Source organism: Streptomyces olivochromogenes, assembly GCF_021538895.1.
Classification (GTDB): Bacteria; Actinomycetota; Actinomycetes; order Streptomycetales; family Streptomycetaceae; genus Streptomyces; species Streptomyces olivochromogenes_A.
In genome coordinates this window covers 50,957-71,332 of the sequence record NZ_JADDRL010000011.1, presented here as the reverse complement: position 1 = coordinate 71,332, position 20,376 = coordinate 50,957, and the positions used below count along the sequence as shown (strand labels likewise).

The window sequence follows — 20,376 nt, the reverse complement described above, 5'->3', positions numbered from 1 at the left end:
TGAGGCGGGCCTCCGGCGACACGCCCGGCCAGTGGCCGGGCAAGACGGTGCTGCCCGCAGAAGAAGTCCGCGCGCCCCGCTGATCCGGGGTCGCCTTCCGAACTTCTGCACATCTGCGGAGACAATTCGTGTCGAATGCTTCTTTCGGTCTGCCCGTCGGGCGTGGCCTCCTGTATCTGATCGTCGCCGGTGCCGCCTGGGGCACCGCGGGCGCCGCCGCCTCGCTGGTCTACCGCGCCGGCGACATGGGTGCCGTCACCCTCTCCTTCTGGCGCTGCGCGGCCGGGCTCGTGCTGCTGCTGGCCGGCCGCCTGCTGCGCCCCCGGGTCCGTCCAGCGGCCACGCCCGAACCGCTCGGCCGCAGGACCTGGAAGGCGGTGGCCACCGGCCTCGCGCTCGCCGTCTTCCAGACGGCGTACTTCGCGGCCGTGTCCACCACCGGTCTCGCCGTCGCGACCGTCGTCACGCTCGGCGCCGGACCGGTCCTCATCGCCCTGGGCGCCCGGCTGGCCCTGGGCGAGCACCTCGGCCGGGGCGGGGCCGCCGCCGTCACCGGGGCGCTCGCCGGGCTGGCGGTGCTGACGCTCGGCGGCTCGGGCGCGACCGTCCGGCCCTCGGGCGTGCTGCTCGCGCTGCTGTCCGCGGCCGGCTACTCCGTCATGACGCTGCTCACCCGCTGGTGGGGGCGCCACGGCGGCACGGACTCCTCGGGTACGACCGTGGGGGCGTTCGCGGTCACCAGCCTCTGCCTGCTGCCGTTCGCCCTGGCCGAGGGCCTGCTCCCGCACACCGACCACCCCGGCCGGATCCTGGTGCTGCTGATCTACATCGCGGCGGTTCCCACCGCCCTCGCCTACGCGCTCTACTTCGCCGGTGCCGCCGTCGTACGGTCCGCCACCGTCTCCGTGATCATGCTTCTGGAGCCGGTGAGCGCGGCCGGCCTGGCCGTCGCCCTCCTCGGTGAACACCTCACCGCCTCCACCGTGGCAGGCACCCTGCTGATGCTGGGCTCGGTCGCGGGGCTGGCGGCGGCGGAGGCCCGTGCGGCACGGGCCGTCGCCGTACCTCGGCCGGTGTCGGACCGGCCTCAGAGCGCCTTGAGGTAGCCCGGCAGTTCGACACCGGCGGAGAGGTCGGCGTTGTAGACCGGGGCCTCGTACCCCTTGCGGAGCGGCAGGACGCCCGCCCAGTGGGGGAGGTCGAGGTCCTCGGGCTCGTCGATCGCGCCGCCGGTGCGGACCTTGGCCGAGACCTCCTCCAGGTCGAGGCGGATCACCGAGGTGGCGGCCAGTTCCTTCCGGTTGGCGGGCCGGGAGTCGGCGGAGCGGCCCGGTACGGCCTGGTCCACCAGGGCGTCCAGGGCCAGCCGCCGCTCCTCGGGGTCGGTGACCTGGTGGGCGGTGCCGTGCACCACCACGGAGCGGTAGTTGACCGAGTGGTGGAAGGCCGAGCGGGCCAGGACCAGGCCGTCGAGGTGGGTGACCGTCAGACAGACGGCGAGCCCCGGGTTCGCCTCACCGGTCATCCGCAGCGGGCGCGACCCGGTGGAGCCGTGCACGTACAGCCGCTCGCCGACCCGGGCGTACAGCGTGGGCAGCACCACCGGCGCGCCGTCGCGCACGAAGCCGAGGTGGCAGACGAAGCCCTCGTCGAGTATCGCGTGCACCAGTTCCTTGTCGTACGACGCCTTGTGCGCGGCGCGCGTGGGGACGGTGCGGTCGGTGGGGGCGTAGGCGGCGGGCTGCGACGGCGTCGGCTCGGTGTCCTGCATGGTGCTCTCCTGGCGGTCTGGCCGGCGAGATGGCTGGCGTGCTGACTGGCGTTGTGTATTGCACTAGTGCATAATGTGCTTTGTGCTAGGAGAGTATCCGATTCAAGGGCGTGGTGCGGCGGAGATCGCGGCCAGCGTCGAGTGCGCGGTGAGCGCCGGGGACCTGGAGCCGGGGCAACTGCTGCCGCCGATGCGGGAGTTGGCGACCCGGCTGGGGGTGAATCCCAATACCGTCGCGGCCGCCTACCGCAGCCTGCGCGAGCGCGGGGTCATCGAGACCGCCGGCCGCCGAGGCAGCCGTATCCGGTCGAAACCTGCCACGACGGGCCGCGAGCGGCCGCACGTCGTGCCCGTCGGGGTGCGGGACCTGTCCAGCGGCAACCCCGACCCCGCCCTGCTCCCGGCGCTCGCGTCCGCCCTGGCCGCCGTGGCGAAGGAGGGGGACCGGGAGCCGATCCTGTACGGCGCGGAGCCCGTGGAGCCCGAGCTGGCCCGGATCGTGCGGGCCGAACTCGACGCCGACGGGGTGCCCGACGGCCCGCTCACCGCGACCTCCGGCTCGCTGGACGCCGTCGAGCGCGTCCTCGCGGCCCATCTCAGGCCGGGGGACGCCGTCGCCGTGGAGGACCCCGGCTGGGGCCGGACCCTCGACCTGATTCCGGCGCTCGGGCTGCGCACGGTCCCCGTGGGCGTCGACGACGACGGGCCGCGCCCCGAGGACCTGCGGCGCGCGCTGGAGTCCGGCGCCCGCGCCTTCGTCGTCACGGACCGCGCGCAGAACCCCACCGGCGCCTCGGTGAGCGGCCCCCGCGCGCGGGCCCTGCGCGCCGCCCTGCGCGAGCACCCGCACACGCTCCTCGTCGAGGACGACTACGGCCACGGCACCGTCGACCTGCCCCTGCACCCCCTGGCGGGCGTCACCCACCACTGGGCCTTCGTCCGCTCCGTCGCCAAGACCTACGGCCCCGACCTGCGCCTCGCCGTCCTCACCGGCGACCCCGTCTCCGTCGACCGGGTCCGCGGACGGCAGCGGCTGGGCCCGGGATGGGTGAGCCGGCTGCTCCAGCGCACCGTGGTCCGGCTGTGGACGGACGGCGCGGTGGACGCGGCGGAGGTGGCGGCGGCCTATCGCGGCCGCCGGGAGCTCCTCGCCGGGGCCCTGGCCGAGCGCGGTGTCCGCTCCCACGGCCGCAGCGGCATGAACCTGTGGGTGCCGGTCCCCGACGAGACCGCCACGGTCGCCGCCCTGCTGCACGCCGGCTGGGCCGTCGCCCCCGGCGCCCGCTTCCGGCTGAGCTCCCCGCCCGCCGTTCGGATCACGGTCTCGACCCTGACCGAGCCGGAGGCCGTGCCCCTGGCGGAGGCGGTGGCCGCGGCGGTGGGCCCGGGACCGGCGCGGAGTTACGTGTAGTCGAGGGGGTCCGTGCGCTCACGCACCCCGCTTCGGCCGGGCCTGGGTGAGCGCCGCCCCCGCCAGCACGATCACCGCGCCCACCGGTGTGGTCCAGCGCAGCGACTCCCCGAGGATCGCGACGCCCGACGCCGTCGCGATGACCGGGATGAAGTACGTGACCATCTGGGCCGTCGTGGGGCCGACCTCGGCCACCAGCCCGTACTGGATCAGCACCGCAAGCCCCGTGCCGAGGGTGCCCAGGGCGGCGATCGCCAGCAGCGGGACGAGCGAGACATGGGCGGGAAAGTCGGTGAACAGCGGGGTCACGAAGGCCAGTTGGACCGTGGCCAGCAGGAGCTGCGCGCCCGTCATGGACAGGTGGGAGCGGCCCGAGCCGGCCAGGGTGCGGCGCACGTAGATCCAGCCGACCGGGTAGCTGAGCGAGGCCAGGAGGGCCATCGCCGTGCCCGTGGCGTCCAGGCCGCTGAAGCCCTGCCAGGCGCCGAGGACCGTCAGCACGCCCAGGAAGCCGAGGCCGAGCCCGGCCACCCGCAGTCGCGTCGGCCGGTCCTCGGACAGCGCCACCAGCGACAGGGCCATGCCCCACAGCGGGGAGGTGGCGTTGCAGATGCCGGCCAGCGTGGACGGGATCGTCAGCTCCGCGTAGGCGAAGAGCGAGAAGGGCAGGGCGTTCAGCAGGAACGCGGCGACGGTCAGATGGCCCCAGGTGCGGGCGCCGCGCGGGAGCCGTTCCCGCTTCACCGCCATCGCCGCCGCGAGCACCGCCGTACCGAACACCAGCCGGCCCAGGGTGACCTGGAACGGCGCGTACCCGTCCGTGCCCACCTTGATCAGCAGGAAGCTGAAGCCCCAGATCAGGGAGAGCGCGCCGAACCGCAGTCGCCAGTCGAGGCGCGGGCGGGTGTGCGGGGCGGTGGGGGACTCGGTGCGGGTCGCGGCGACGGTCGTCATGACCCCAACGATGCGGGACCCGACCTCGTAGCACAATCGAGAATTCGCACGCGATACCTCGTAGTATCGCTTACATGTTGAACCTGGAGCGCCTGCGCACCCTCGACGCCCTCGCCCGGCACGGTTCGGTCAGCGGCGCGGCCGAGGCCCTGCACGTCACCACCTCCGCGGTCTCGCAGCAGCTGGGCAAGCTGGAGCGGGAGGTGGGCCAGCAGCTCCTCGCCAAGAACGGGCGCGGTGTGCGCCTTACCGACGCCGGGCGGCTGCTGTCCGAGCACGCGGCGCGGATCCTGTCCCAGGTGGAGCTCGCCCGGTCGGAGCTGGAGGCGCACCGGGGCCAGGTCGTCGGCGAACTCAGGCTGTCCGCGTTCCCCACCGCCGCCCGCGGCCTCTTCCCCACCGCGCTCGCTGCCCTGCGCGCCCAGCACCCGGCGCTGCGCGTGCGCTCCAGCGAGCTGGAACCGGAGAGCGGGATCGCCTCGGTGGTGCGCGGCGACCTCGACCTCGCGGTCGTCCTCGACTGGTACAACAAGCCGATGCCGGTACCCGACGGCCTGGTCAAGGCGTCCCTGCTGGACGACCCGGCCGACGTGGCCATGCCCGCCGGTCACCGGCTGGCCGGCCGGGACGAGGTGGACCTCGGGGAGTTCGCCGAGGACGAGTGGATCACCTGGGGCGAGGGCGAGTTCTGCCACGAGTGGCTGATGTTCACGCTCCGCTCGCGCGGCGTCGAGCCGATCGTCGGCCACCGCGCCGCCGAGACCCACACCCAACTCGGCCTCGTCGCTGCCGGGTTGGGCGTGTGCATCGCGCCCCTGCTGGGCCGCTACCCGGTACCGCCCGGAATCGTCACCGTCCCGCTGAAGCAGGGCGTACGCCGTCATGTGTACGTCGTCTGGCGCGCGGACGCCGACCGCCGCCCGTCGATCCGGGCGGCGGTGGAGGCCCTGCGCGCGGCGGCCGCGGCGGTCGGCTGACCGTCGAGCGGCCCGTCGGGCCGTCCGTAGGCTGCGCCGCCGCGCCGCTGGCTGCGCTGATCCCCCGTCAACTGCCCTACGGTGCACCGTCCTGTTCAAGCAGGCGTATGCCGCCATGTGTACGTCGTCTGGCGCGCCAACGCCGACGCCGCCGCCGACCGCGCCCGTCCATCCGGGCCGCGGTTGAGGCACTGCGCGCGGCGGCCGCGGCGATCGGCTGATCGTCGAGCGGTCCGCCGGGCTATCCGTCGGCTGTGGCGCCGCGCGGCCTGCCGCGCCGAGACACCGTCAACTGCCCTATGGCGCACCCAGTTTGCGGAAGTCCCAGGAGACGATCTTGTCCGGCCTGAGCCGTGCCCAGGCGTGGCGCCCGTCGTGCGGCATCTCGTCCAGGCCGAAGTTCTTGCGGGCGAACAGCGTCTCCGCGGTGTCGAGTTCGGCGCACAGCTGCCCGGTGCGCGGGATCTCGCCCACGAACTCCACGGAGCCGGACAGCTCGACGCCGCGCAACTGGTCGTACTCCTCACCGGAGTCGACCACGATCGCCACCCGTGGATCCCGGCGCAGGTCGGTCCACCGCTTGCTGCGCACCACCGAGTAGAGCCACATCGCGCTGCCGTCCCAGGCGAACCACAGGGCGCTGACGTGCGGGGCGCCGCCCGTGGTCACGGTGGCCACCCGGCAGGTCCGCTGGGTGGTCAGGAACTCGTCCAGCTCGCCCGGCGTCATCATGATCTTCCGGCCCCGGCGCTGCTGAGTGACTGTCATGCGGCCCCCTCTTCTTCCCCTCGCACGCAATGCTGGTTAGTCTCGCCCGCTCCGCATCCCGGCGAAAGGGGGCGTCATGGCGTCGCACGAACAGCTCACCGAACTCCTCGACCCCGCGAGCACCGTTCTACTCACCGTGGAGTGCCAGCAGGGGGTCGTCGGGCCCGAGAGCGCGCTGCCCGAACTCGCCCAGGAGGCCCGCGCCTCGGGCGCCCTGGGCAATGTCGCCCGGCTGGTCGCCGCCGCGCACGAGACGGGCGTCCAGGTGATGCACGCGATCGCCGAGCGCCGCCCGGACGGCCTGGGCGCGAACCGCAACGCCCGGCTGTTCCGCGCCGCCGAGCGCCTTCCCGTCCAGCAGTTGACCGGCACCACCGCGGTGCGCGTCGCACCGCCCATCGAGGTCGCCGACGAGGACCTGGTCGTACGCCGGCTCCACGGCCTGTCGCCCGTCCAAGGCACCGACGTCGACGCGCTGCTGCGCAACCTCGGCTGCCGCACGCTGATCGTCACCGGGGTCTCGGCCAACGTGGCGATCCCCAACACGGTGTTCGACGCCGTGAACCGCGGCTACGGCGTCGTCGTGCCGAGGGACGCCATCGCGGGGGTGCCCTCGGACTACACCCCCGCGATGATCCGTCACACCCTCGCGTTGGTCGCCACGGTCGCGACCACGGACGAGGTGCTCGGCTGCCTCAAGCGGCCGCGCCGCCGGGCCTGACGGTCAGGCGAGCTTGATGTCTTCGCCCGACACCGTGATGTTCGCGGCCGGCAGCGGCTTCGTCGCGGGCCCCTTCTTCACGCTGCCGTCCTCGGCGGAGAAGTGGCTGTTGTGGCAGGGACAGACGATCACGCCGTCGGCGACGCTGCCCACCGCGCAGCCCTGATGCGTGCACTTGGACGAGAACGCCTTGTAGGTGCCCGCCTTCGGCTGCGTGACGACCACGCCCTGGTCCTTGAAGATCTTCCCGCCGCCCTCCGGGATCTCGGAGGTCTTCGCGAGCGCGGTGCCCCCGGCCGCGGCGTTGTCGCCGCCGCCCGAGCCACCGGCGCTCGACGCGTTGCCGTCCTGCGAGCCGCCGGAACCGGAGACCGAGGAGGAGTCGGACGAGTCGTCGCCCGACCCGCAGGCGGTCAGCGCGGCGGCGAGCCCCGCCGCTCCGGCCGCCGCCACGACGGTGCGGCGGGCCGGTCCCGTTGCGGGCCTGAACGATGCGCTGCTCATGAGGGGTTTCCCTTCCGCGAAGCTTTCCTGATCCGTCCAGGGGTACGGGCCGCGGGCACCACCCGTTCAGACGGCGTCGAGATCTTGTCGACTTCGAGATGGTGTCGCCTTCGAGATCAGGCGACCGTAAGCCAGAGCTGTCGTTCCGCTGTCGGACACCCGCCGACTCCCCAGTAACCTGGGGCGATGCTCAAGGAAGTCATCGCGACCCGCTACATCACGCCCCTGCGTGAGGGCGGCTCGCTGCCGGGACTCGTCGAGGCCGACGACTTCGGGACGTACGTCATGAAGTTCACCGGCGCCGGACAGGGCCGCAAGACGCTGGTCGCCGAGGTGGTCTGCGGCGAGCTGGCCCGCCGGCTCGGATTCCGGATGCCGCGCCTGGTGACCATCGAACTCGACCCGGTCCTCGGGCTCGGCGAGCCGGAGCAGCAGGTGCAGGAACTGCTGCGGTCCAGCGGCGGCACCAATCTCGGCATGGACTTCCTCTCCGGCGCCCTCGGCTTCGATCCGCTCGCCTTCCCGGTGAGCCCCGAAGAGGCCGGGCGGATCGTCTGGTTCGACGCGCTGGTGAACAACGTCGACCGGTCCTGGCGCAACCCCAACCTGCTGATGCACCAGGGCGAGTTGTGGCTCATCGACCACGGGGCGACCATGATCTGGCACCACAACTGGCCCGGCGCCGAGGCCTCCGCCGCCCGCCCGTACGACGCCTCGGACCACGCCCTCGCCCGCTTCGGCCCCGATGTCGCGGGCGCCGCCGCCGACCTCGGCCCGCGCGTCACCGAGGACCTCCTCGCCGAGGTCACCGCCGAGATCCCGGACGCCTGGCTGGCCGACGAGCCCGGCTTCGACACCCCGGACGACCTGCGGCGGGCGTACGCGCGGCCGCTGCTGGCGCGGGCCGGCACCGTCCACGAACGCGTCACCGGCATCGAGGAGGGCAAGTGAGCGAGCGGCTCATCCACATGGCCGGCCATGTGACCGAGCGTCACATCACCCGGACGGATCAGGGCGGCGACCGGGACGTGTTCGAGTACGCCCTGCTGAAGGTCGTCCCGCGCGTCGAGCGCGGCGAGTGCATCAACGCGGGCGTGATCGTGTACTGCCGCGCCCAGGCGTACCTCGGCGCCCGCACCCATCTGGACGAGGCCAGGCTGCTGGCCCTGGACCCGGACGCGGACGTGGCCGGTGTGCGCGCCGCGCTGGGTGCCGTCGAGGGTGTCTGCGGCGGCGGGGCGGCGGCCGGTCAGGCGGCCGACGACGACGCCGGGCGGCGTTTCCGCTGGCTGATCGCGCCCCGCTCGACCGTCGTGCAGCCCGGTCCGGTGCACACCGGGCTCACCGCCGACCCGGCGGCCGAGACGCGACGGTTGCTCGACCTCCTGGTGAGGTAATGGATCACATGCACCGGGTGTGCCGTTGACACCGGGTGCCAGGGCTTCTAGCGTCACGTCTGCTGAAGGTACTAAGCGGTCGCTCACCGCAGATCAGGCTTTCTCAAGGGCGAGGAGAAACAGCAATGTCCACCACTGAGCAGCGGGTCGCCGTCGTCACCGGTGCCGCGCGCGGCATCGGCGCCGCCACCGCCGTACGACTGGCAGCCGAGGGCCGCGCCGTCGCCGTCATCGATCTCGACGAGGCCGCCTGCAAGGACACCGTCGAGAAGATCACCGCGGCCGGCGGCCGGGCCGTCGCGATCGGCGCCGACGTCTCCGACGAGACCCAGGTCGAGGCCGCCATCGCCCGGGTCGTCGAGGAGCTCGGCGCGCCGACGATCCTCGTCAACAACGCGGGCGTGCTCCGCGACAACCTGCTGTTCAAGATGACCGCGTCCGACTGGGACATGGTCATGAACGTGCACCTGCGCGGCTCGTTCCTGATGACCAAGGCCATCCAGAAGCACATGGTCGACGCCGGTTTCGGCCGCGTCGTCAACCTGTCCTCCTCCTCGGCGCTGGGCAACCGCGGCCAGGCCAACTACTCGGCCGCCAAGGCCGGTCTGCAGGGCTTCACCAAGACCCTCGCCATCGAACTCGGCAAGTTCGGCATCACCGCCAACGCCGTCGCCCCGGGCTTCATCGCCACCGAGATGACCAAGGCCACGGCCGAGCGCGTCAAGATGGGCTTCGAGGAGTTCAAGGCCGCCGCCGCCACCCAGATCCCCGTCCAGCGCGTCGGCGAGCCCGAGGACATCGCCAACGCCATCGCCTTCTTCACCGGCGAGGCCGCCGGCTTCGTCTCCGGCCAGGTGCTGTACGTCGCCGGCGGACCGCTCGACTAGGGATCACGGACATGACTGAACTCTCCGGCAAGGTCGCGCTCGTCACGGGCGCCAGCCGAGGCATCGGCTACGGCGTCGCCGAGGCGCTCGTCGCGCGCGGCGACCGCGTCTGCATCACCGGCCGCAACGAGGAAGCCCTCAAGGAGGCCGTCGACCGGCTCGGCGCCGACCGGGTCATCGGTGTCGCCGGCAAGGCCCACGACCTGGACCACCAGGCCGAGGCCGTCGAACGCACCATGGAGGCCTTCGGACGCGTCGACTTCCTGGTCAACAACGCCGGTACCAACCCGGTGTTCGGACCGATCGCCGACCTCGACCTCGGCGTCGCCCGCAAGGTCTTCGAGACCAACGTGATCTCCGCGCTCGGCTTCGCCCAGAAGACCTGGCACGCCTGGCAGAAGGACAACGGCGGCGCGATCGTCAACATCGCCTCGATCGCGGGCCTCGCCCCGTCGCCGTTCATCGGCGCGTACGGCGTCAGCAAGGCCGCGATGATCAACCTGACCCAGCAGCTGGCGCACGAGTTCGCGCCCAAGGTGCGGGTCAACGCGATCGCCCCGGCCGTGGTGAAGACCAAGTTCGCCCAGGCCCTGTACGAGGGCCGCGAGGAGGAGGCCGCCTCGGCCTACCCGCTCGCCCGGCTCGGCGTGCCCTCCGACATCGGCGGCGCCGCCGCGTTCCTCACCTCGGAGCAGTCCGACTGGATCACCGGCCAGACGCTCGTCGTCGACGGCGGCATCTTCCTGAACGCCGGCGTCGTCTGAGCAACCGCTTGGGCCGACCGCCGCGCGGCATAACGATCGGGCGCACAAGGGCGCCGTTTCCTTGACGGAAACGGCGCCCTTGTCATCGTTTCAGGGGATCACGGCCCCATGACAACGTAGTCAGAAACAAGCTGATCAAGCCCGTGTACGAAGCAGGTTGACCCGGCGTGTTGCTGCGGTATGGTCGGCCGACCCTTGGTATGGCAGATCGAGGAGCGTGCGCGTGTTCAACCGGAACCGATGCCTGCAAAGTGCGGCGGCGGTTGCATCCATAACCCTGGTGGCCGGGTGCAGCGTCTTTTCCGACGGTGGCCCGGACAGCAAGGACCCGATCGTCGTGGGCACCACCAGTGCCCCCAGCACGCTGGATCCTGCCGCCTCCTGGGACCAGTCCTGGGAGCTCTTCCGCAACATTTACCAGACCCTGCTCAGCTACCCCGACGGCGCGACCACCCCGCAGCCCGACGCGGCCGAGAAGTGCAGCTTCTCGCAGTCGAACACCGTCTACACCTGCGAGCTGCGCGACGGCCTGACCTTCTCCAACGGGAACAAGTTGGACGCGCAGGCCGTCAAGTACTCGATCGACCGGATCGAGAAGATCAACGTCAGCACCGGCCCCGCCGGCCTGCTGGGCAGCCTCGACCGGGTCCAGGCGCTGGGCGACCGCCAGGTCGTCTTCCACCTGAACAAGCCGGACGCCACCTTCCCGTTCGTGCTGGCCACACCCGGCATGTCGATCGTGGACCCCGCCGAGTACCCGGCCGACAAGCTGCGCAAGGACGGCAAGGTGCTCGGCTCCGGGCCGTACAACCTGCAGTCCTACCAGGAGGGCAAGCAGGCCGTCCTGGTCGGGAACAAGCACTACAAGGGTTTCGCGGACCGCAAGAACAACGCGGTCACCATCCGCTACTACCAGGACTCGGGCGCGCTGGCCGACGACCTGCGCAACAAGAAGCTCGACCTCACCTTCCGCGGCCTGGCCGCCGACGACGTGATCGCCTTCCAGGGGCAGGGCGCCAAGGACATCGACCTCATCGAGGGTCCGAGCATCGAGATCGAGTACCTGGTGTTCAACCCGAAGGACCCCTGGGTCGGCAAGGCCGCCGTCCGCCGGGCCATCGCGCAGCTGATCAACCGCAGCGAGATCGCGCACCGGATCTACAAGGACACCGTCGAGCCGCTGTACTCCATGGTCCCGGCCGGCCTGACCGGGCACAGCACCGCCTTCTTCGACGACTTCGGCGACCCCAGCGTCACCAAGGCCGCCAAGATCCTCAGCGGCGCGGGCATCCACCAGAAGGTGCCGCTCACCCTCTGGTACACCACCGACCGCTACGGCTCGGCGACCGCGAAGGAGTTCCGGGAGATCAAGCGCCAGCTGGAGGCGTCCGGCCTGTTCACCGTCACGCTGCAGGGCCGCCCCTGGAACAAGTACGTGGTGGGCTACCAGAAGGGCGAGTACCCGGTGTTCGGCCGCGGCTGGTCCCCCGACTTCCCCGACGCCGACAACTTCATCGCGCCGTTCGTCGGCGAGCAGAACGCCGTCGGCACGCCCTACGCGTCGCCCCGGATCACGAACGTCCTGCTGCCCCAGTCCCGCCGGGAGAGCGACCGTGCCCAGGTGGTGAAGGAGTTCCGGGAGGCACAGTCGATCCTGGCGGACGACGCGCGGCTGCTGCCGCTGTGGCAGGGCAAGCAGTATCTGGCCGCGAGCGCCGACATCTCCGGCGCGGAGCGCTCGCTCGACCCGTCGGCCATCATGATGATGTGGGACCTGTCGAGGAAGACCAGCTGGTAGCCGGGCTGTTCCTCGGGCAGGAGGGCGGTTGTCAGTGGTCGCCTGTAGGTTCTGAGACCTGCACCAACCGCAAGTGACCGCACACCGTAAGGACGTTGACGTGACCGACATCGCCATGCTGCCCGAGTCCTGGCGCGGGGTTCTGGGCGACGAACTGCAGCAGCCCTACTTCAAGGAGCTGACGGAGTTCGTCGAGGAGGAGCGGGCGAAGGGTCCCGTCTACCCGCCGCGGGACGAGGTCTTCGCCGCGCTGGACGCCACGCCGTACGACCAGGTCAAGGTCCTCGTCCTCGGCCAGGACCCGTACCACGGCGAGGGCCAGGGCCACGGCCTGTGCTTCTCGGTCCGCCCCGGGGTGAAGACCCCGCCCTCGCTGCGCAACATCTACAAGGAGATGCAGGAGGAGCTCGGCACCCCGATCCCGGACAACGGCTATCTGATGCCGTGGGCCCAGCAGGGTGTCCTGCTCCTCAACGCGGTGCTCACGGTGCGCGCCGGCGAGGCGAACTCGCACAAGGGCAAGGGCTGGGAGAAGTTCACGGACGCGGTGATCCGGGCCGTGGCCGGCCGCCCCGATCCGGCGGTCTTCGTCCTGTGGGGCAACTACGCGCAGAAGAAGCTCCCGCTGATCGACGAGAGCCGGCACGTCGTGGTCAAGGGCGCGCACCCCTCGCCGCTGTCGGCCAAGAAGTTCTTCGGCTCCCGCCCGTTCACCCAGATCAACGAGGCCGTCGCCCGGCAGGGCCACGAGCCGATCGACTGGACCGTTCCGAACCTGGGCTGACCGGCCCTTCGGCGGCGCGGCCTTGTGTCGTACGGGGCCGCCTGACCGGGTTTGCCGGTGCCGCCGGATAGCGTCGGGGGGACAGCCGACGAGGTGGCGGAGGGCGCGGTGGCGGAACGACAGGAGCAGGCGGCACCGGATGCCGTACTGACCCGGATCGGGCAGGTCGTCATGCTGCATCACGCCGGGGACCGCGAGGAGGCCCGGCGCCGTCTGCTGGACCTGTGGGCGGAGATCGGCCACGACGGCGAGCCGCTGCACCGCTGCACCCTGGCGCACTACCTGGCCGACACCCAGGACGACCCCTCGGACGAACTGGCCTGGGACCTGCGGGCGTTGTCGGCGGCACAGGACACGACCGAGGAGCGCACGGCGCAGGAGACCGCCGCGCTGCGCGCCTTCTACCCCTCCCTGCACCTGAACCTCGCCGCCGACTACATGAAGCTCGACCGCCCCGAAGCCGCCCGCAGCCATCTGCACCGGGCCCGCGGCGCGGCCGTGGCCCTGCCCGACGACAGCTACGGCGACGGGGTCCGGGCGGCGATCAGCCGACTGGAACTGCGCCTGGGCGAGGACGGCCCCCAGCCCTGGGGGCCGCCGCGCCAGCGGCCTACGTAGGCACTCACCGCGTGCCCGTCCGCGCGGCCTCGGCGCCCGTACGTCCGCGCGGCCTCAACGCCCGTACGTCCGCGCGCAGATCGCCGCCTCCGGGCTGTCCGGCCGCCAGCCGCCGTACTGCCTGCCCAGCGCGCACACGTCCGACGGCGCGGGCAGCGCGGGGGAGACGTCGGGGATCTCGGCCTGCGGCCGCGGGGACGCCTGCCGGTGCGGCTGCGGACGGGGGTGTGCGCGCGGGGGCGAGAGCCGGTGGGGTGTCGCGCTGGTCGCGGGCCGGCGCGACTGCGGCGTCTCGGCGCGCGTCGGCCGCCGGGCCGGGCCGACCATCTCCAGCGCCTCCCGCGCCGGCGCCTGCACGACCCTCGGCTCGGCACTGCCGTCCGGCCGGGGCGCCGAGGCCGGCGACGGTACCGTACCGACGGAGGGACCGGGGGCCGGCGGGCGCTGGACGGTCACGCAGCCGGAGAGGGCCGAGACGGCCACGGTGACCAGAAGCGTTGCGGTGGTCGTCGTTCGATGCACCCGCGCAACTCTGCTGCGTCGGCGCCCGCCGGGGTACAGCACACAGGCGGATGATGCCCCGCACGGGTGATCTCCTTCCCCGTACGAGGGGCGCCGCGCCGCCCGGGCTGACGTCAGTCGCCGGTGGCGCCGTCGATCCGCTCGCGGATCAGGTCGGCGTGGCCGTTGTGCCGGGCGTACTCCTCGATCATGTGGGTGTAGATCCAGCGCAGACTGAACGGCTCGTCGGTGAAGTGGCTCGACCCCGTGGAGAGATCGTCCAGGGCGAGTCCGGCCGCGTGGCGCCGGGCGACGGCGATCTCCGCCTGCCAGGTGCCGTACGCCTCCCGCCAGGTGTCCGCCTCCGTGAGATGGAACTCGCCGTCCCGGTCCTCGTCGCTGTAGTAGATCGGCCCCGGGTCGTCGCCCACCAGCACCTTGCGGAACCAGCCCCGTTCCACCTCCGCCATGTGCCGCACCAGCCCCATGAGCGACAGCGGGGACGGCTGAACCGACGCGGTCCGCAACTGCTCGTCGGACAGGCCCTCGCACTTGTGGGCCAGCGTCTGCCGGTGGTAGTCCAGCCAGCCCTCCAGCATCGCGCGTTCGTCGGCGTTCTGGGCGGGTTCACGGCGCTCGGTCGTCATAGCCGCATCCTGACCCACCTCGCTCCGCCCCACCAGGCAATTACGGCCGCCGTATGCTTCCAGCAGACATCGTCGGTCAACCGCTGGGGGAGGGCACGTGAAGGTCGGCTGCATCGGACTCGGCGACATCGCGCAGAAGGCGTACCTGCCGGTGCTGGGCACGCGGCCGGACGTCGAGCTGCACCTGCAGACCCGCACGCCCGGGACGCTCGCCCGGGTCGCCGACGGCCTCCGCCTCCCCGAGGACAGCCGGCACACGACCCTGGACTCCCTGCTCGCCCAGGACCTCGACGCCGCCTTCGTGCACGCGCCCACCCCCGCCCACCCGGAGATCGTCACCCGGCTCCTGGAGGCGGGCGTACCGACGTACGTCGACAAGCCGCTCGCCTACGAACTCGCCGACTCCGAACGCCTCGTGGTGCTCGCCGAGGAGCGCGGCGTATCCCTCGCCGTCGGCTTGAACCGGCGCCACGCGCCCGGCTACACGCAGTGCGCCGACCATCCGCGCGAGCTGATCCTGATGCAGAAGAACCGCATCGGGCTCCCGGAGGACCCGCGCACGATGATCCTCGACGACTTCATCCACGTCGTGGACACCCTGCGCTTCCTGGCGCCGGGCGCGATCGACGACGTCGGCGTGCGCAGCCGCGTCGAGGACGGCCTGCTGCACCACGTCGTGCTCCAGCTCGCCGGGGACGGCTTCACCGCGCTCGGCGTGATGAACCGGCGCAGCGGCTCGGCGGAGGAGATCCTCGAAGTCTCCGGGCAGGACACCAAGCGTCAGGTGGTCAACCTCGCCGAGGTGATCGACCACAAGGGCCAGCCGACGGTGCGCCGGCGCGGCGACTGGGTGCCGGTCGCCCGGCAGCGCGGCATGGAGCAGGCGGTGTGCGCGTTCCTCGACGCCGTGCGCGCGGGCAAGGTGCTCAGTGCCCGTGACGCACTGGAGACTCACGCACTGTGCGAGCGGGTGGTACGCGCGGTTCAGGACCGGTCCGGCGCAGCCTGAGCGCCCGCACGCCCTCGGTGCCGCACAGGGCCACCAGCACGAGCAGCGCGCCGTGCACCGGCCAGTCGCCGAAGCGGACGTACGGCGTGATGCCGTGCGCCAGCGGCACCTCGTACACCCGGGCGGTGCTCGCGTCGGTGCCGAGCCACGGGCCCAGGCGCTGTCCGCTCGGCCCGTAGACGGCGGAGACCCCGGTCAGCGTCGCGTGCACCATGGGCCGGCCGGTCTCGGCGGCGCGCAGCGCGGCGAGCGAGGCGTGCTGCTCGGGCGCCCAGCTGCCCTGGAACGTCGACGTGGCCGACTGGCCGATCAGCACGTCCGCGCCGTCCTCGGCGAGATGGCGGCTCATGTCCGGGAACGCGGTCTCGAAGCACACCAGCGGGCCGACCCGCATCCCGTGCCCGACGTCCATCACGACCTGCTCGGTGCCGCGCCGCCGGTCCTCGCCCGCCGCCTTGCCGACGGAGGTCGCCCAGCCCAGCAGGGAGCGCGCCGGGATGTACTCGCCGAACGGGATCAGCCGCATCTTGTCGTACCGCGCGCCGGTCGGGCCGTGCGGGCCGATCAGGACCGAGCTCTTGTAGATGCCGGGCCGGTCCGAGCGGCGGGCGTCCACGTTGACCAGGATGTCCGTGCCGGTCTCCCGGGACAGGGCCGCGACGCGCCGCGCCAGGTCGGGCCGTTGACCGAGGTCGAAGCCGATGCTGCTCTCCCCCCACACGATCAGGTCGAGGTGCTGCCCGGCGAGCCGCCGGGTCAGCTGCTCCTCCCGGTCGAAGCGCAGCCCCGCGCTGTCCGGACCGCCGATGACGCCGGGCTGGACGACGGCGATCCGCACATGCCCGTCGACATCGGGCCGGGGCGACCAGACCCAGGCCGCCGAGGTCGCCGCCGCCGTGGCGGCGAGCGCGGCGACGGCGGGTATCCGGGCGGCGCGCACCGCCACCAGCGCGGCGACCGCGACGTTGACCGCCACCACCAGGAAGCTGAGCAGCCACACACCGCCCACCGAGGCGAGCCGCAGCGCCGGTTCCAGCTGCCACTGGCTGGAGCCGAGCATGCCCCAGGGGCCGCCGAGCCCCTGCCAGGACCGGACGAGCTCCACCGCCAGCCAGGCGGACGGCAGCACCAGCAGCGCGGCCGCGCACCGGCCGGGCGAGGGCACGCCGCCGAGGAACCGCCGCGTCAGCCAGCCCCAGGGTGCCCACAGCGCGCCGAGCAGCGCGGCGATCAGGAAGATGAAGACGTGCAGGCTAGGCAGCAGCCAGTGGTGCATCGCCACCATGAACCCGAACCCGCCGAGCCAGCCGTCGTACAGCGCCCGCCGCCCGGTCGGCGCCGAGCGCGCGAGCAGCAGCCACGGGACCAGGGCGACGTACGCGAACCACCACAGCGCGGGCGCCGGGAAGGCGAACACCGGCAGGGCACCCGCGAGCGCGGCGACGACGCAGCGACGCCACGGGGAGGTGAGCCACCGGTCGAACGTCTTCATACGTCGCCTCCCTACCCGGCTGGTCCCTCCAGTGTGCGCACGGGAAGCGGATCTCCGACAGGGGGCCTCGGATCATTCGGCCGGGGCCTGGGCCGGGCGGCGCGGCGGCTCATTCGGCCGGGGCCGGGCGGCGCGGGCCGGTTCCGTCGAGCCGGCGCCACTTCTCCTGGACGACCACCTCGCGCAGCCGCCACCCCTCGGCCGTCCGCAGCAGCCCGAAGGAGTACCGGCCGCCGCACACGAAGTCCGGCGCCGTGGAGCCGCCGTCGCCGTCCCCCGCGAACCGCATCGGATTGACGTAGTCCGCCAGCACCCGCGCGGTGTCCCCGGTGTCCTGCTCCAGGATCCCGAACCGCAGCCGCCGGTTGACGATCAGATGCTGGCGCATCGAGAACAGCCCCAAACTCTCCGTCAGCCACGCGGCGACCTGCCCCGCGTCCCCCTCGATCCCGCCGGCCGAACGGTAGTCCGCCCGCCCGTCCGCCGTGAACAGCCGTCGATACGCCGCCCAGTCACCGTCGTCCACCGCCACCGCGTACTCCGTGACCAGCCCGTCCACGGCCAGTCGGTCCAACACGGTCGCGAGCTCCACGCGCTGCGTCATCGGCACAGTGTTGGGCACGGCGCGGGCGGAGCCAAGAGGCTTGCGCCGATATTGAGTGGTGTTCGAGCCGGGGGAGCCCCGACCCTGTTCGAGATGGGTGATGCCGCCAGTTGTGCCCGGATTGCCGGTCAGGGACGCAGGTGGGCCAGGAGTTCTGCGCCGGCGGGGTAATCCTGCTCCTGGGGGAGCAGTCGGGTGGCTGAGTCCAGTTCCCCGTCCCGGACGAGTGCGTGGATCTCGTCGGCGAGCGGGGTCACGTCGCTGATGGACACGATCCACTCGTCCGCGTAACGCGACGATGCCTCACCCGAGAGGCCCAGTTGCAACGAACGGTGCGGCAGGGGACGCAGGTGCAGATCGCGTTCGGGATCCCACTGGACACGGGCCGGTGCGCGCTTGAGGTCACGCTGCCAGGTGCCGCGATCGGGATGCAGTGCGCGAACGTAACTCGACAGGCAGGCATGGCGCAGCGCCCAGTCGAAGCCGTCGCGAGTGATCTCGACGGCGAGGACGGTCTCCTGACCCTCCTTCGTGCCCCAGCCGGAGCGGTACATCATCCACAGGAAACTGGGTTTGATCCACGTCATGCGGTCAGGCTTCCACGCGGCCGGAAAGCGGCCGTCTCGGATGGCGGGCAGTCCGATCTCAGGGGAGTACGCCTGGTAGACGGTGAGCGTGGACGCCGTGTGGAGCGCGCGGATCCTGCGGTGCGGTTCTTCCATGGCGTCCAGCGTGGGCTCGGTCAGCTCAGGTGACCACCGATTTTCGACCTGTTGCTCGATCCGACGGAGTACGCCGGACGCGGGCGGCGGGCAGTCGCCCGTGCGATCCACATCAGCGTCACACACGGTCTGGCCAAAGGGTCTGTGAGCAAGGCTTGGCCTGGGTCATCAAGCCGCGTCACAGCCTCTTCCGTGCTGCGGGCAGCCGCCCAGCCCAGGCTGCTCCACTCCACGTCGAGGCTGTCTCGTGGCTCACCCGCGGAGGGCCTTGCGTCCGGGTCGGCGGCTGCCGTTCGGATCACCCAAGGCTGCCCTTCAGGTGATTGCCGGACGTCTCATGGGCCAGGCAGCTGTCGCAGGGGTACGCCGTCTCAGCAGAGGACGAACCCAGAATGCCGTGAGGAGCTTGGGAATGTACGCAGCAGTCCGGCGATACGAAGGGGTGACCGATCCGGCCGAGGCGGCGCGTCTCGTGAACGAGGGGTTCGTGCCGCTCATGCGCCAGGTCTCCGGCTTCGTGGCCTACTACTGGATCGATGCCGGGGACGGGGTGGTGGTCTCGACCAGTGTCTTCCAGGACCAGGCCGGTGCCGAGGAATCGATCTCCAGGGCTGCGGACTTCGTGCGGGAGAACCTTGCGTCCGTGCTTCCCAACCCTCCCGAGGTCATGGCCGGCGAAGTGGGGGCTTCCGGGTGACAGCGTTCGGACCGGCCACGTGAACGGGAGTCGGCTGGATCCGGGAACCGCCGGAGCCGCCATCGATCAAGGCAGCGCGGAGGTCCCGGACCAGCGGCCCGGGGCGGGAACAACCGCTCGCGTCGGACGGTCGTCAGCTCAGGCTCTGGGACCGGCGGCGGCGCACGATGACGAGCAGGCCCGCACCCGTGACCACCGCCGCGGCAGCCACGCCCGTGATCGGCAGCGCCGAGGACCCGGTCTCTGCCAGGCTGCCGCCATTCGCCGTCGTCCCGTCGTCGCCTGTCGACGACGATCCGTCGGCCGATCCGCCCGAGCCACTGGTCGAGCTGCCCGTCGAGCCGGTCGGCCCCCCGTCCGTGACGTCCAGCGTGATGTCGGCCTTGTCGTTGCCCTTGTCGGGGTCGAACGGCCGCGCCTCGGTGCTCAGCGCCACCGAGCCCTTGGTGTGCGCCACCCGCTTGTCGATCTTCAGTTCGAAGGTGTAGGTCTCTCGTCCGCCCTCGTAGAGAGCCCGCTCGCTCGTGCCGCAGTCGTACGCCTCACCCTTGGCCTTGCAGAACCCGGGGGTCTTGACGACCGACGTTCCGGCGGGCGGCTTGATCATGACCCTCACGGACCGGTCCCCCACCTTGACCATGACCCAGGCGGGCCCGGCGTTGGTGAACTCCACCTTCATCGGCACCGTTTCACCGACACGCCCCTTCAACGCGGCACCCGTCACCTGGTAGTCGGCCGTGTTGATGGAGGTGACGGGCACATCGATCACTTGCGCGGACCCCTCGCCCCCGGCCTGTCCTTCGACCAGTTTCACCGCCGGTGCGGTTCCCGCCACCGGCGGAGTGCCGTTGTCGTCCGCCCCCGGATCGTCCTCCCCGACACGCAGGCGCAGCTCGTCGTTGAGCGCGCGGTCCAGTGCCTTGACACGGAGAGGCCTGTCGGGCGTGTAGACGACGCCCGGCTCCACCGCCTGGTCGAACGCGCACACCATGGTCCACCTCTCGGGCATCTCGTCGTAGGGCCGGACGTGCTGTGTCCGGCAGTTGGAGGGAACCTCCGCGAAGTCGAGTCCCCGGGTGACGGAGTAGGTGACCCACACCTTCTCGGCGGCTCCGGCGCCCTTGTTCGCTACGGTGACCGGCAGATCGAAGGTGCTCCCCGGTTTCACCCCGTCGATCGGCCCGATGCCTCCAATGACCAATTCGGGTGCGGCTTCATCGGCGAAGGCGGCGGGAGCCGCGGCCAGCGCGATCAGGCCAGCAGCGCCGAAGGGGGCAACAGCGACACGGAAGGCGCGACGGATGTGCGGGGGCATCGGCATCGAGAGCACCTCTGTTGGAGCGCGGGTAA

The 20,376-nt window shown here is 71.9% G+C and carries 23 protein-coding genes; 13 read left to right on the top strand and 10 right to left on the bottom strand.

Features of this window, described 5'->3' with window-relative positions; all coding sequences use genetic code 11:
* Nucleotides 1–128 precede the first annotated feature (128 nt).
* Entirely contained in the window at nt 129–1,106 is a 978-nt protein-coding gene (locus IPZ69_RS07835; RefSeq protein WP_235453270.1) for a DMT family transporter, read from the top strand.
* Here IPZ69_RS07835 and IPZ69_RS07830 read toward each other — a convergent pair.
* Nucleotides 1,088–1,771, bottom strand: coding sequence for a pyridoxamine 5'-phosphate oxidase family protein (locus IPZ69_RS07830; protein ID WP_235453269.1), 684 nt, complete (start codon nt 1,769–1,771; stop codon nt 1,088–1,090). The genes IPZ69_RS07835 and IPZ69_RS07830 overlap by 19 nt on opposite strands.
* 82 nt (nt 1,772–1,853) lie before the next feature.
* Between IPZ69_RS07830 and IPZ69_RS07825 the strand changes: the two genes are divergently transcribed.
* Nucleotides 1,854–3,182 carry an aminotransferase class I/II-fold pyridoxal phosphate-dependent enzyme gene (locus tag IPZ69_RS07825; protein ID WP_235453268.1) on the top strand — a complete coding sequence of 443 codons (1,329 nt, stop codon included), beginning with the start codon at nt 1,854–1,856 and terminating at the stop codon, nt 3,180–3,182.
* Between the two features lie 18 nt (nt 3,183–3,200).
* Here IPZ69_RS07825 and IPZ69_RS07820 read toward each other — a convergent pair whose 3' ends face one another.
* Complete coding sequence (locus IPZ69_RS07820) at nt 3,201–4,136, bottom strand: DMT family transporter (protein WP_235453267.1); 936 nt, start codon at nt 4,134–4,136, stop codon at nt 3,201–3,203.
* 74 nt (nt 4,137–4,210) lie between these two features.
* Between IPZ69_RS07820 and IPZ69_RS07815 the strand changes: the two genes are divergently transcribed.
* The gene (locus IPZ69_RS07815) at nt 4,211–5,113 is read left to right on the top strand and encodes a LysR family transcriptional regulator (protein ID WP_235453266.1); all 903 of its coding nucleotides are present in this window, start codon (nt 4,211–4,213) and stop codon (nt 5,111–5,113) included.
* Nucleotides 5,114–5,410: 297 nt separating this feature from the next.
* Here IPZ69_RS07815 and IPZ69_RS07810 read toward each other — a convergent pair whose 3' ends face one another.
* Nucleotides 5,411–5,881 (bottom strand): pyridoxamine 5'-phosphate oxidase family protein, encoded by a 471-nt coding sequence (locus IPZ69_RS07810; RefSeq protein ID WP_235453265.1) that lies wholly within the window; start codon nt 5,879–5,881, stop codon nt 5,411–5,413.
* A gap of 76 nt (nt 5,882–5,957) precedes the next feature.
* Between IPZ69_RS07810 and IPZ69_RS07805 the strand changes: the two genes are divergently transcribed.
* Nucleotides 5,958–6,602: a cysteine hydrolase gene (locus IPZ69_RS07805; protein WP_235453264.1), complete on the top strand. Its 645-nt coding sequence runs from the start codon at nt 5,958–5,960 to the stop codon at nt 6,600–6,602.
* Nucleotides 6,603–6,605: 3 nt separating this feature from the next.
* Here the strand turns inward: IPZ69_RS07805 and IPZ69_RS07800 are convergent, their stop codons facing one another.
* Nucleotides 6,606–7,106, bottom strand: coding sequence for a Rieske (2Fe-2S) protein (locus tag IPZ69_RS07800; RefSeq protein ID WP_235453263.1), 501 nt, complete (start codon nt 7,104–7,106; stop codon nt 6,606–6,608).
* 186 nt (nt 7,107–7,292) lie between these two features.
* Here IPZ69_RS07800 and IPZ69_RS07795 point away from each other — a divergent pair, with 186 nt between their 5' ends.
* From IPZ69_RS07795 to IPZ69_RS07765, 7 genes are all read left to right on the top strand, one after another.
* A complete protein-coding gene (locus IPZ69_RS07795) occupies nt 7,293–8,057 on the top strand; it encodes a HipA family kinase (RefSeq protein WP_235453262.1) in 765 nt (254 codons plus the stop codon).
* Nucleotides 8,054–8,503, top strand: coding sequence for a DUF3037 domain-containing protein (locus IPZ69_RS07790; protein WP_235453261.1), 450 nt, complete (start codon nt 8,054–8,056; stop codon nt 8,501–8,503). Before IPZ69_RS07795 ends, IPZ69_RS07790 begins: the two co-directional genes overlap by 4 nt.
* A 125-nt stretch (nt 8,504–8,628) precedes the next feature.
* Complete coding sequence (fabG, locus tag IPZ69_RS07785; RefSeq protein WP_235453260.1) at nt 8,629–9,390, top strand: 3-oxoacyl-ACP reductase FabG; 762 nt, start codon at nt 8,629–8,631, stop codon at nt 9,388–9,390.
* Between the two features lie 11 nt (nt 9,391–9,401).
* The gene (locus tag IPZ69_RS07780) at nt 9,402–10,154 is read left to right on the top strand and encodes an SDR family oxidoreductase (protein ID WP_235453259.1); all 753 of its coding nucleotides are present in this window, start codon (nt 9,402–9,404) and stop codon (nt 10,152–10,154) included.
* 223 nt (nt 10,155–10,377) lie between these two features.
* Nucleotides 10,378–11,952, top strand: coding sequence for an ABC transporter substrate-binding protein (locus tag IPZ69_RS07775; protein WP_235453258.1), 1,575 nt, complete (start codon nt 10,378–10,380; stop codon nt 11,950–11,952).
* 100 nt (nt 11,953–12,052) lie between these two features.
* Entirely contained in the window at nt 12,053–12,736 is a 684-nt protein-coding gene (locus tag IPZ69_RS07770; RefSeq protein WP_235453257.1) for a uracil-DNA glycosylase, read from the top strand.
* Nucleotides 12,737–12,844: 108 nt separating this feature from the next.
* A complete protein-coding gene (locus IPZ69_RS07765; protein WP_235453256.1) occupies nt 12,845–13,354 on the top strand; it encodes a hypothetical protein in 510 nt (169 codons plus the stop codon).
* A gap of 54 nt (nt 13,355–13,408) precedes the next feature.
* Here the strand turns inward: IPZ69_RS07765 and IPZ69_RS07760 are convergent, their stop codons facing one another.
* Together IPZ69_RS07760 and IPZ69_RS07755 are read right to left on the bottom strand one after the other, a co-directional pair.
* Entirely contained in the window at nt 13,409–13,876 is a 468-nt protein-coding gene (locus IPZ69_RS07760) for a hypothetical protein (RefSeq protein ID WP_235453255.1), read from the bottom strand.
* 113 nt (nt 13,877–13,989) lie between these two features.
* Nucleotides 13,990–14,502, bottom strand: a complete 513-nt coding sequence (locus IPZ69_RS07755) for a DinB family protein (RefSeq protein WP_235453254.1) — start codon at nt 14,500–14,502, stop codon at nt 13,990–13,992.
* Nucleotides 14,503–14,599: 97 nt separating this feature from the next.
* Here IPZ69_RS07755 and IPZ69_RS07750 point away from each other — a divergent pair, with 97 nt between their 5' ends.
* Entirely contained in the window at nt 14,600–15,511 is a 912-nt protein-coding gene (locus tag IPZ69_RS07750; protein WP_235453253.1) for a Gfo/Idh/MocA family protein, read from the top strand.
* On the opposite strand, the gene lnt is transcribed toward IPZ69_RS07750, so the two are convergent.
* The 3 genes from lnt to IPZ69_RS07735 all read right to left on the bottom strand — a co-directional run bounded on the left by lnt (nt 15,429) and on the right by IPZ69_RS07735 (nt 18,329).
* Nucleotides 15,429–17,003, bottom strand: a complete 1,575-nt coding sequence (gene lnt / locus IPZ69_RS07745) for an apolipoprotein N-acyltransferase (protein ID WP_235453252.1) — start codon at nt 17,001–17,003, stop codon at nt 15,429–15,431. The genes IPZ69_RS07750 and lnt overlap by 83 nt on opposite strands.
* 109 nt (nt 17,004–17,112) lie before the next feature.
* Complete coding sequence (locus IPZ69_RS07740; RefSeq protein ID WP_235453251.1) at nt 17,113–17,607, bottom strand: nuclear transport factor 2 family protein; 495 nt, start codon at nt 17,605–17,607, stop codon at nt 17,113–17,115.
* 128 nt (nt 17,608–17,735) lie between these two features.
* Complete coding sequence (locus IPZ69_RS07735) at nt 17,736–18,329, bottom strand: DUF4291 domain-containing protein (RefSeq protein WP_235453250.1); 594 nt, start codon at nt 18,327–18,329, stop codon at nt 17,736–17,738.
* 412 nt (nt 18,330–18,741) lie between these two features.
* Here IPZ69_RS07735 and IPZ69_RS07730 point away from each other — a divergent pair, with 412 nt between their 5' ends.
* Nucleotides 18,742–19,026, top strand: a complete 285-nt coding sequence (locus IPZ69_RS07730; protein ID WP_235453249.1) for a hypothetical protein — start codon at nt 18,742–18,744, stop codon at nt 19,024–19,026.
* A 133-nt stretch (nt 19,027–19,159) separates the two neighbouring features.
* On the opposite strand, the gene IPZ69_RS07725 is transcribed toward IPZ69_RS07730, so the two are convergent.
* The gene (locus tag IPZ69_RS07725) at nt 19,160–20,347 is read right to left on the bottom strand and encodes a hypothetical protein (RefSeq protein ID WP_235453248.1); all 1,188 of its coding nucleotides are present in this window, start codon (nt 20,345–20,347) and stop codon (nt 19,160–19,162) included.
* Between the last annotated feature and the right edge of the window lie 29 nt (nt 20,348–20,376).

Excerpts from the sequence above, each read along its gene's own strand:
- IPZ69_RS07795 (WP_235453262.1), top strand. The coding sequence starts at position 7,293 with ATGCTCAAGGAAGTCATCGCGACCCGCTACATCACGCCCCTGCGTGAG.
- IPZ69_RS07810 (WP_235453265.1), bottom strand. The coding sequence starts at position 5,881 with ATGACAGTCACTCAGCAGCGCCGGGGCCGGAAGATCATGATGACGCCG.
- IPZ69_RS07735 (WP_235453250.1), bottom strand. The coding sequence starts at position 18,329 with ATGGAAGAACCGCACCGCAGGATCCGCGCGCTCCACACGGCGTCCACG.
- IPZ69_RS07740 (WP_235453251.1), bottom strand. The coding sequence starts at position 17,607 with ATGACGCAGCGCGTGGAGCTCGCGACCGTGTTGGACCGACTGGCCGTG.
- IPZ69_RS07725 (WP_235453248.1), bottom strand. The coding sequence starts at position 20,347 with ATGCCGATGCCCCCGCACATCCGTCGCGCCTTCCGTGTCGCTGTTGCC.
- fabG (WP_235453260.1), top strand. The coding sequence starts at position 8,629 with ATGTCCACCACTGAGCAGCGGGTCGCCGTCGTCACCGGTGCCGCGCGC.
- IPZ69_RS07780 (WP_235453259.1), top strand. The coding sequence starts at position 9,402 with ATGACTGAACTCTCCGGCAAGGTCGCGCTCGTCACGGGCGCCAGCCGA.
- IPZ69_RS07820 (WP_235453267.1), bottom strand. The coding sequence starts at position 4,136 with ATGACGACCGTCGCCGCGACCCGCACCGAGTCCCCCACCGCCCCGCAC.
- lnt (WP_235453252.1), bottom strand. The coding sequence starts at position 17,003 with ATGAAGACGTTCGACCGGTGGCTCACCTCCCCGTGGCGTCGCTGCGTC.
- IPZ69_RS07755 (WP_235453254.1), bottom strand. The coding sequence starts at position 14,502 with ATGACGACCGAGCGCCGTGAACCCGCCCAGAACGCCGACGAACGCGCG.
- IPZ69_RS07805 (WP_235453264.1), top strand. The coding sequence starts at position 5,958 with ATGGCGTCGCACGAACAGCTCACCGAACTCCTCGACCCCGCGAGCACC.
- IPZ69_RS07830 (WP_235453269.1), bottom strand. The coding sequence starts at position 1,771 with ATGCAGGACACCGAGCCGACGCCGTCGCAGCCCGCCGCCTACGCCCCC.
- IPZ69_RS07815 (WP_235453266.1), top strand. The coding sequence starts at position 4,211 with ATGTTGAACCTGGAGCGCCTGCGCACCCTCGACGCCCTCGCCCGGCAC.
- IPZ69_RS07800 (WP_235453263.1), bottom strand. The coding sequence starts at position 7,106 with ATGAGCAGCGCATCGTTCAGGCCCGCAACGGGACCGGCCCGCCGCACC.
- IPZ69_RS07730 (WP_235453249.1), top strand. The coding sequence starts at position 18,742 with ATGTACGCAGCAGTCCGGCGATACGAAGGGGTGACCGATCCGGCCGAG.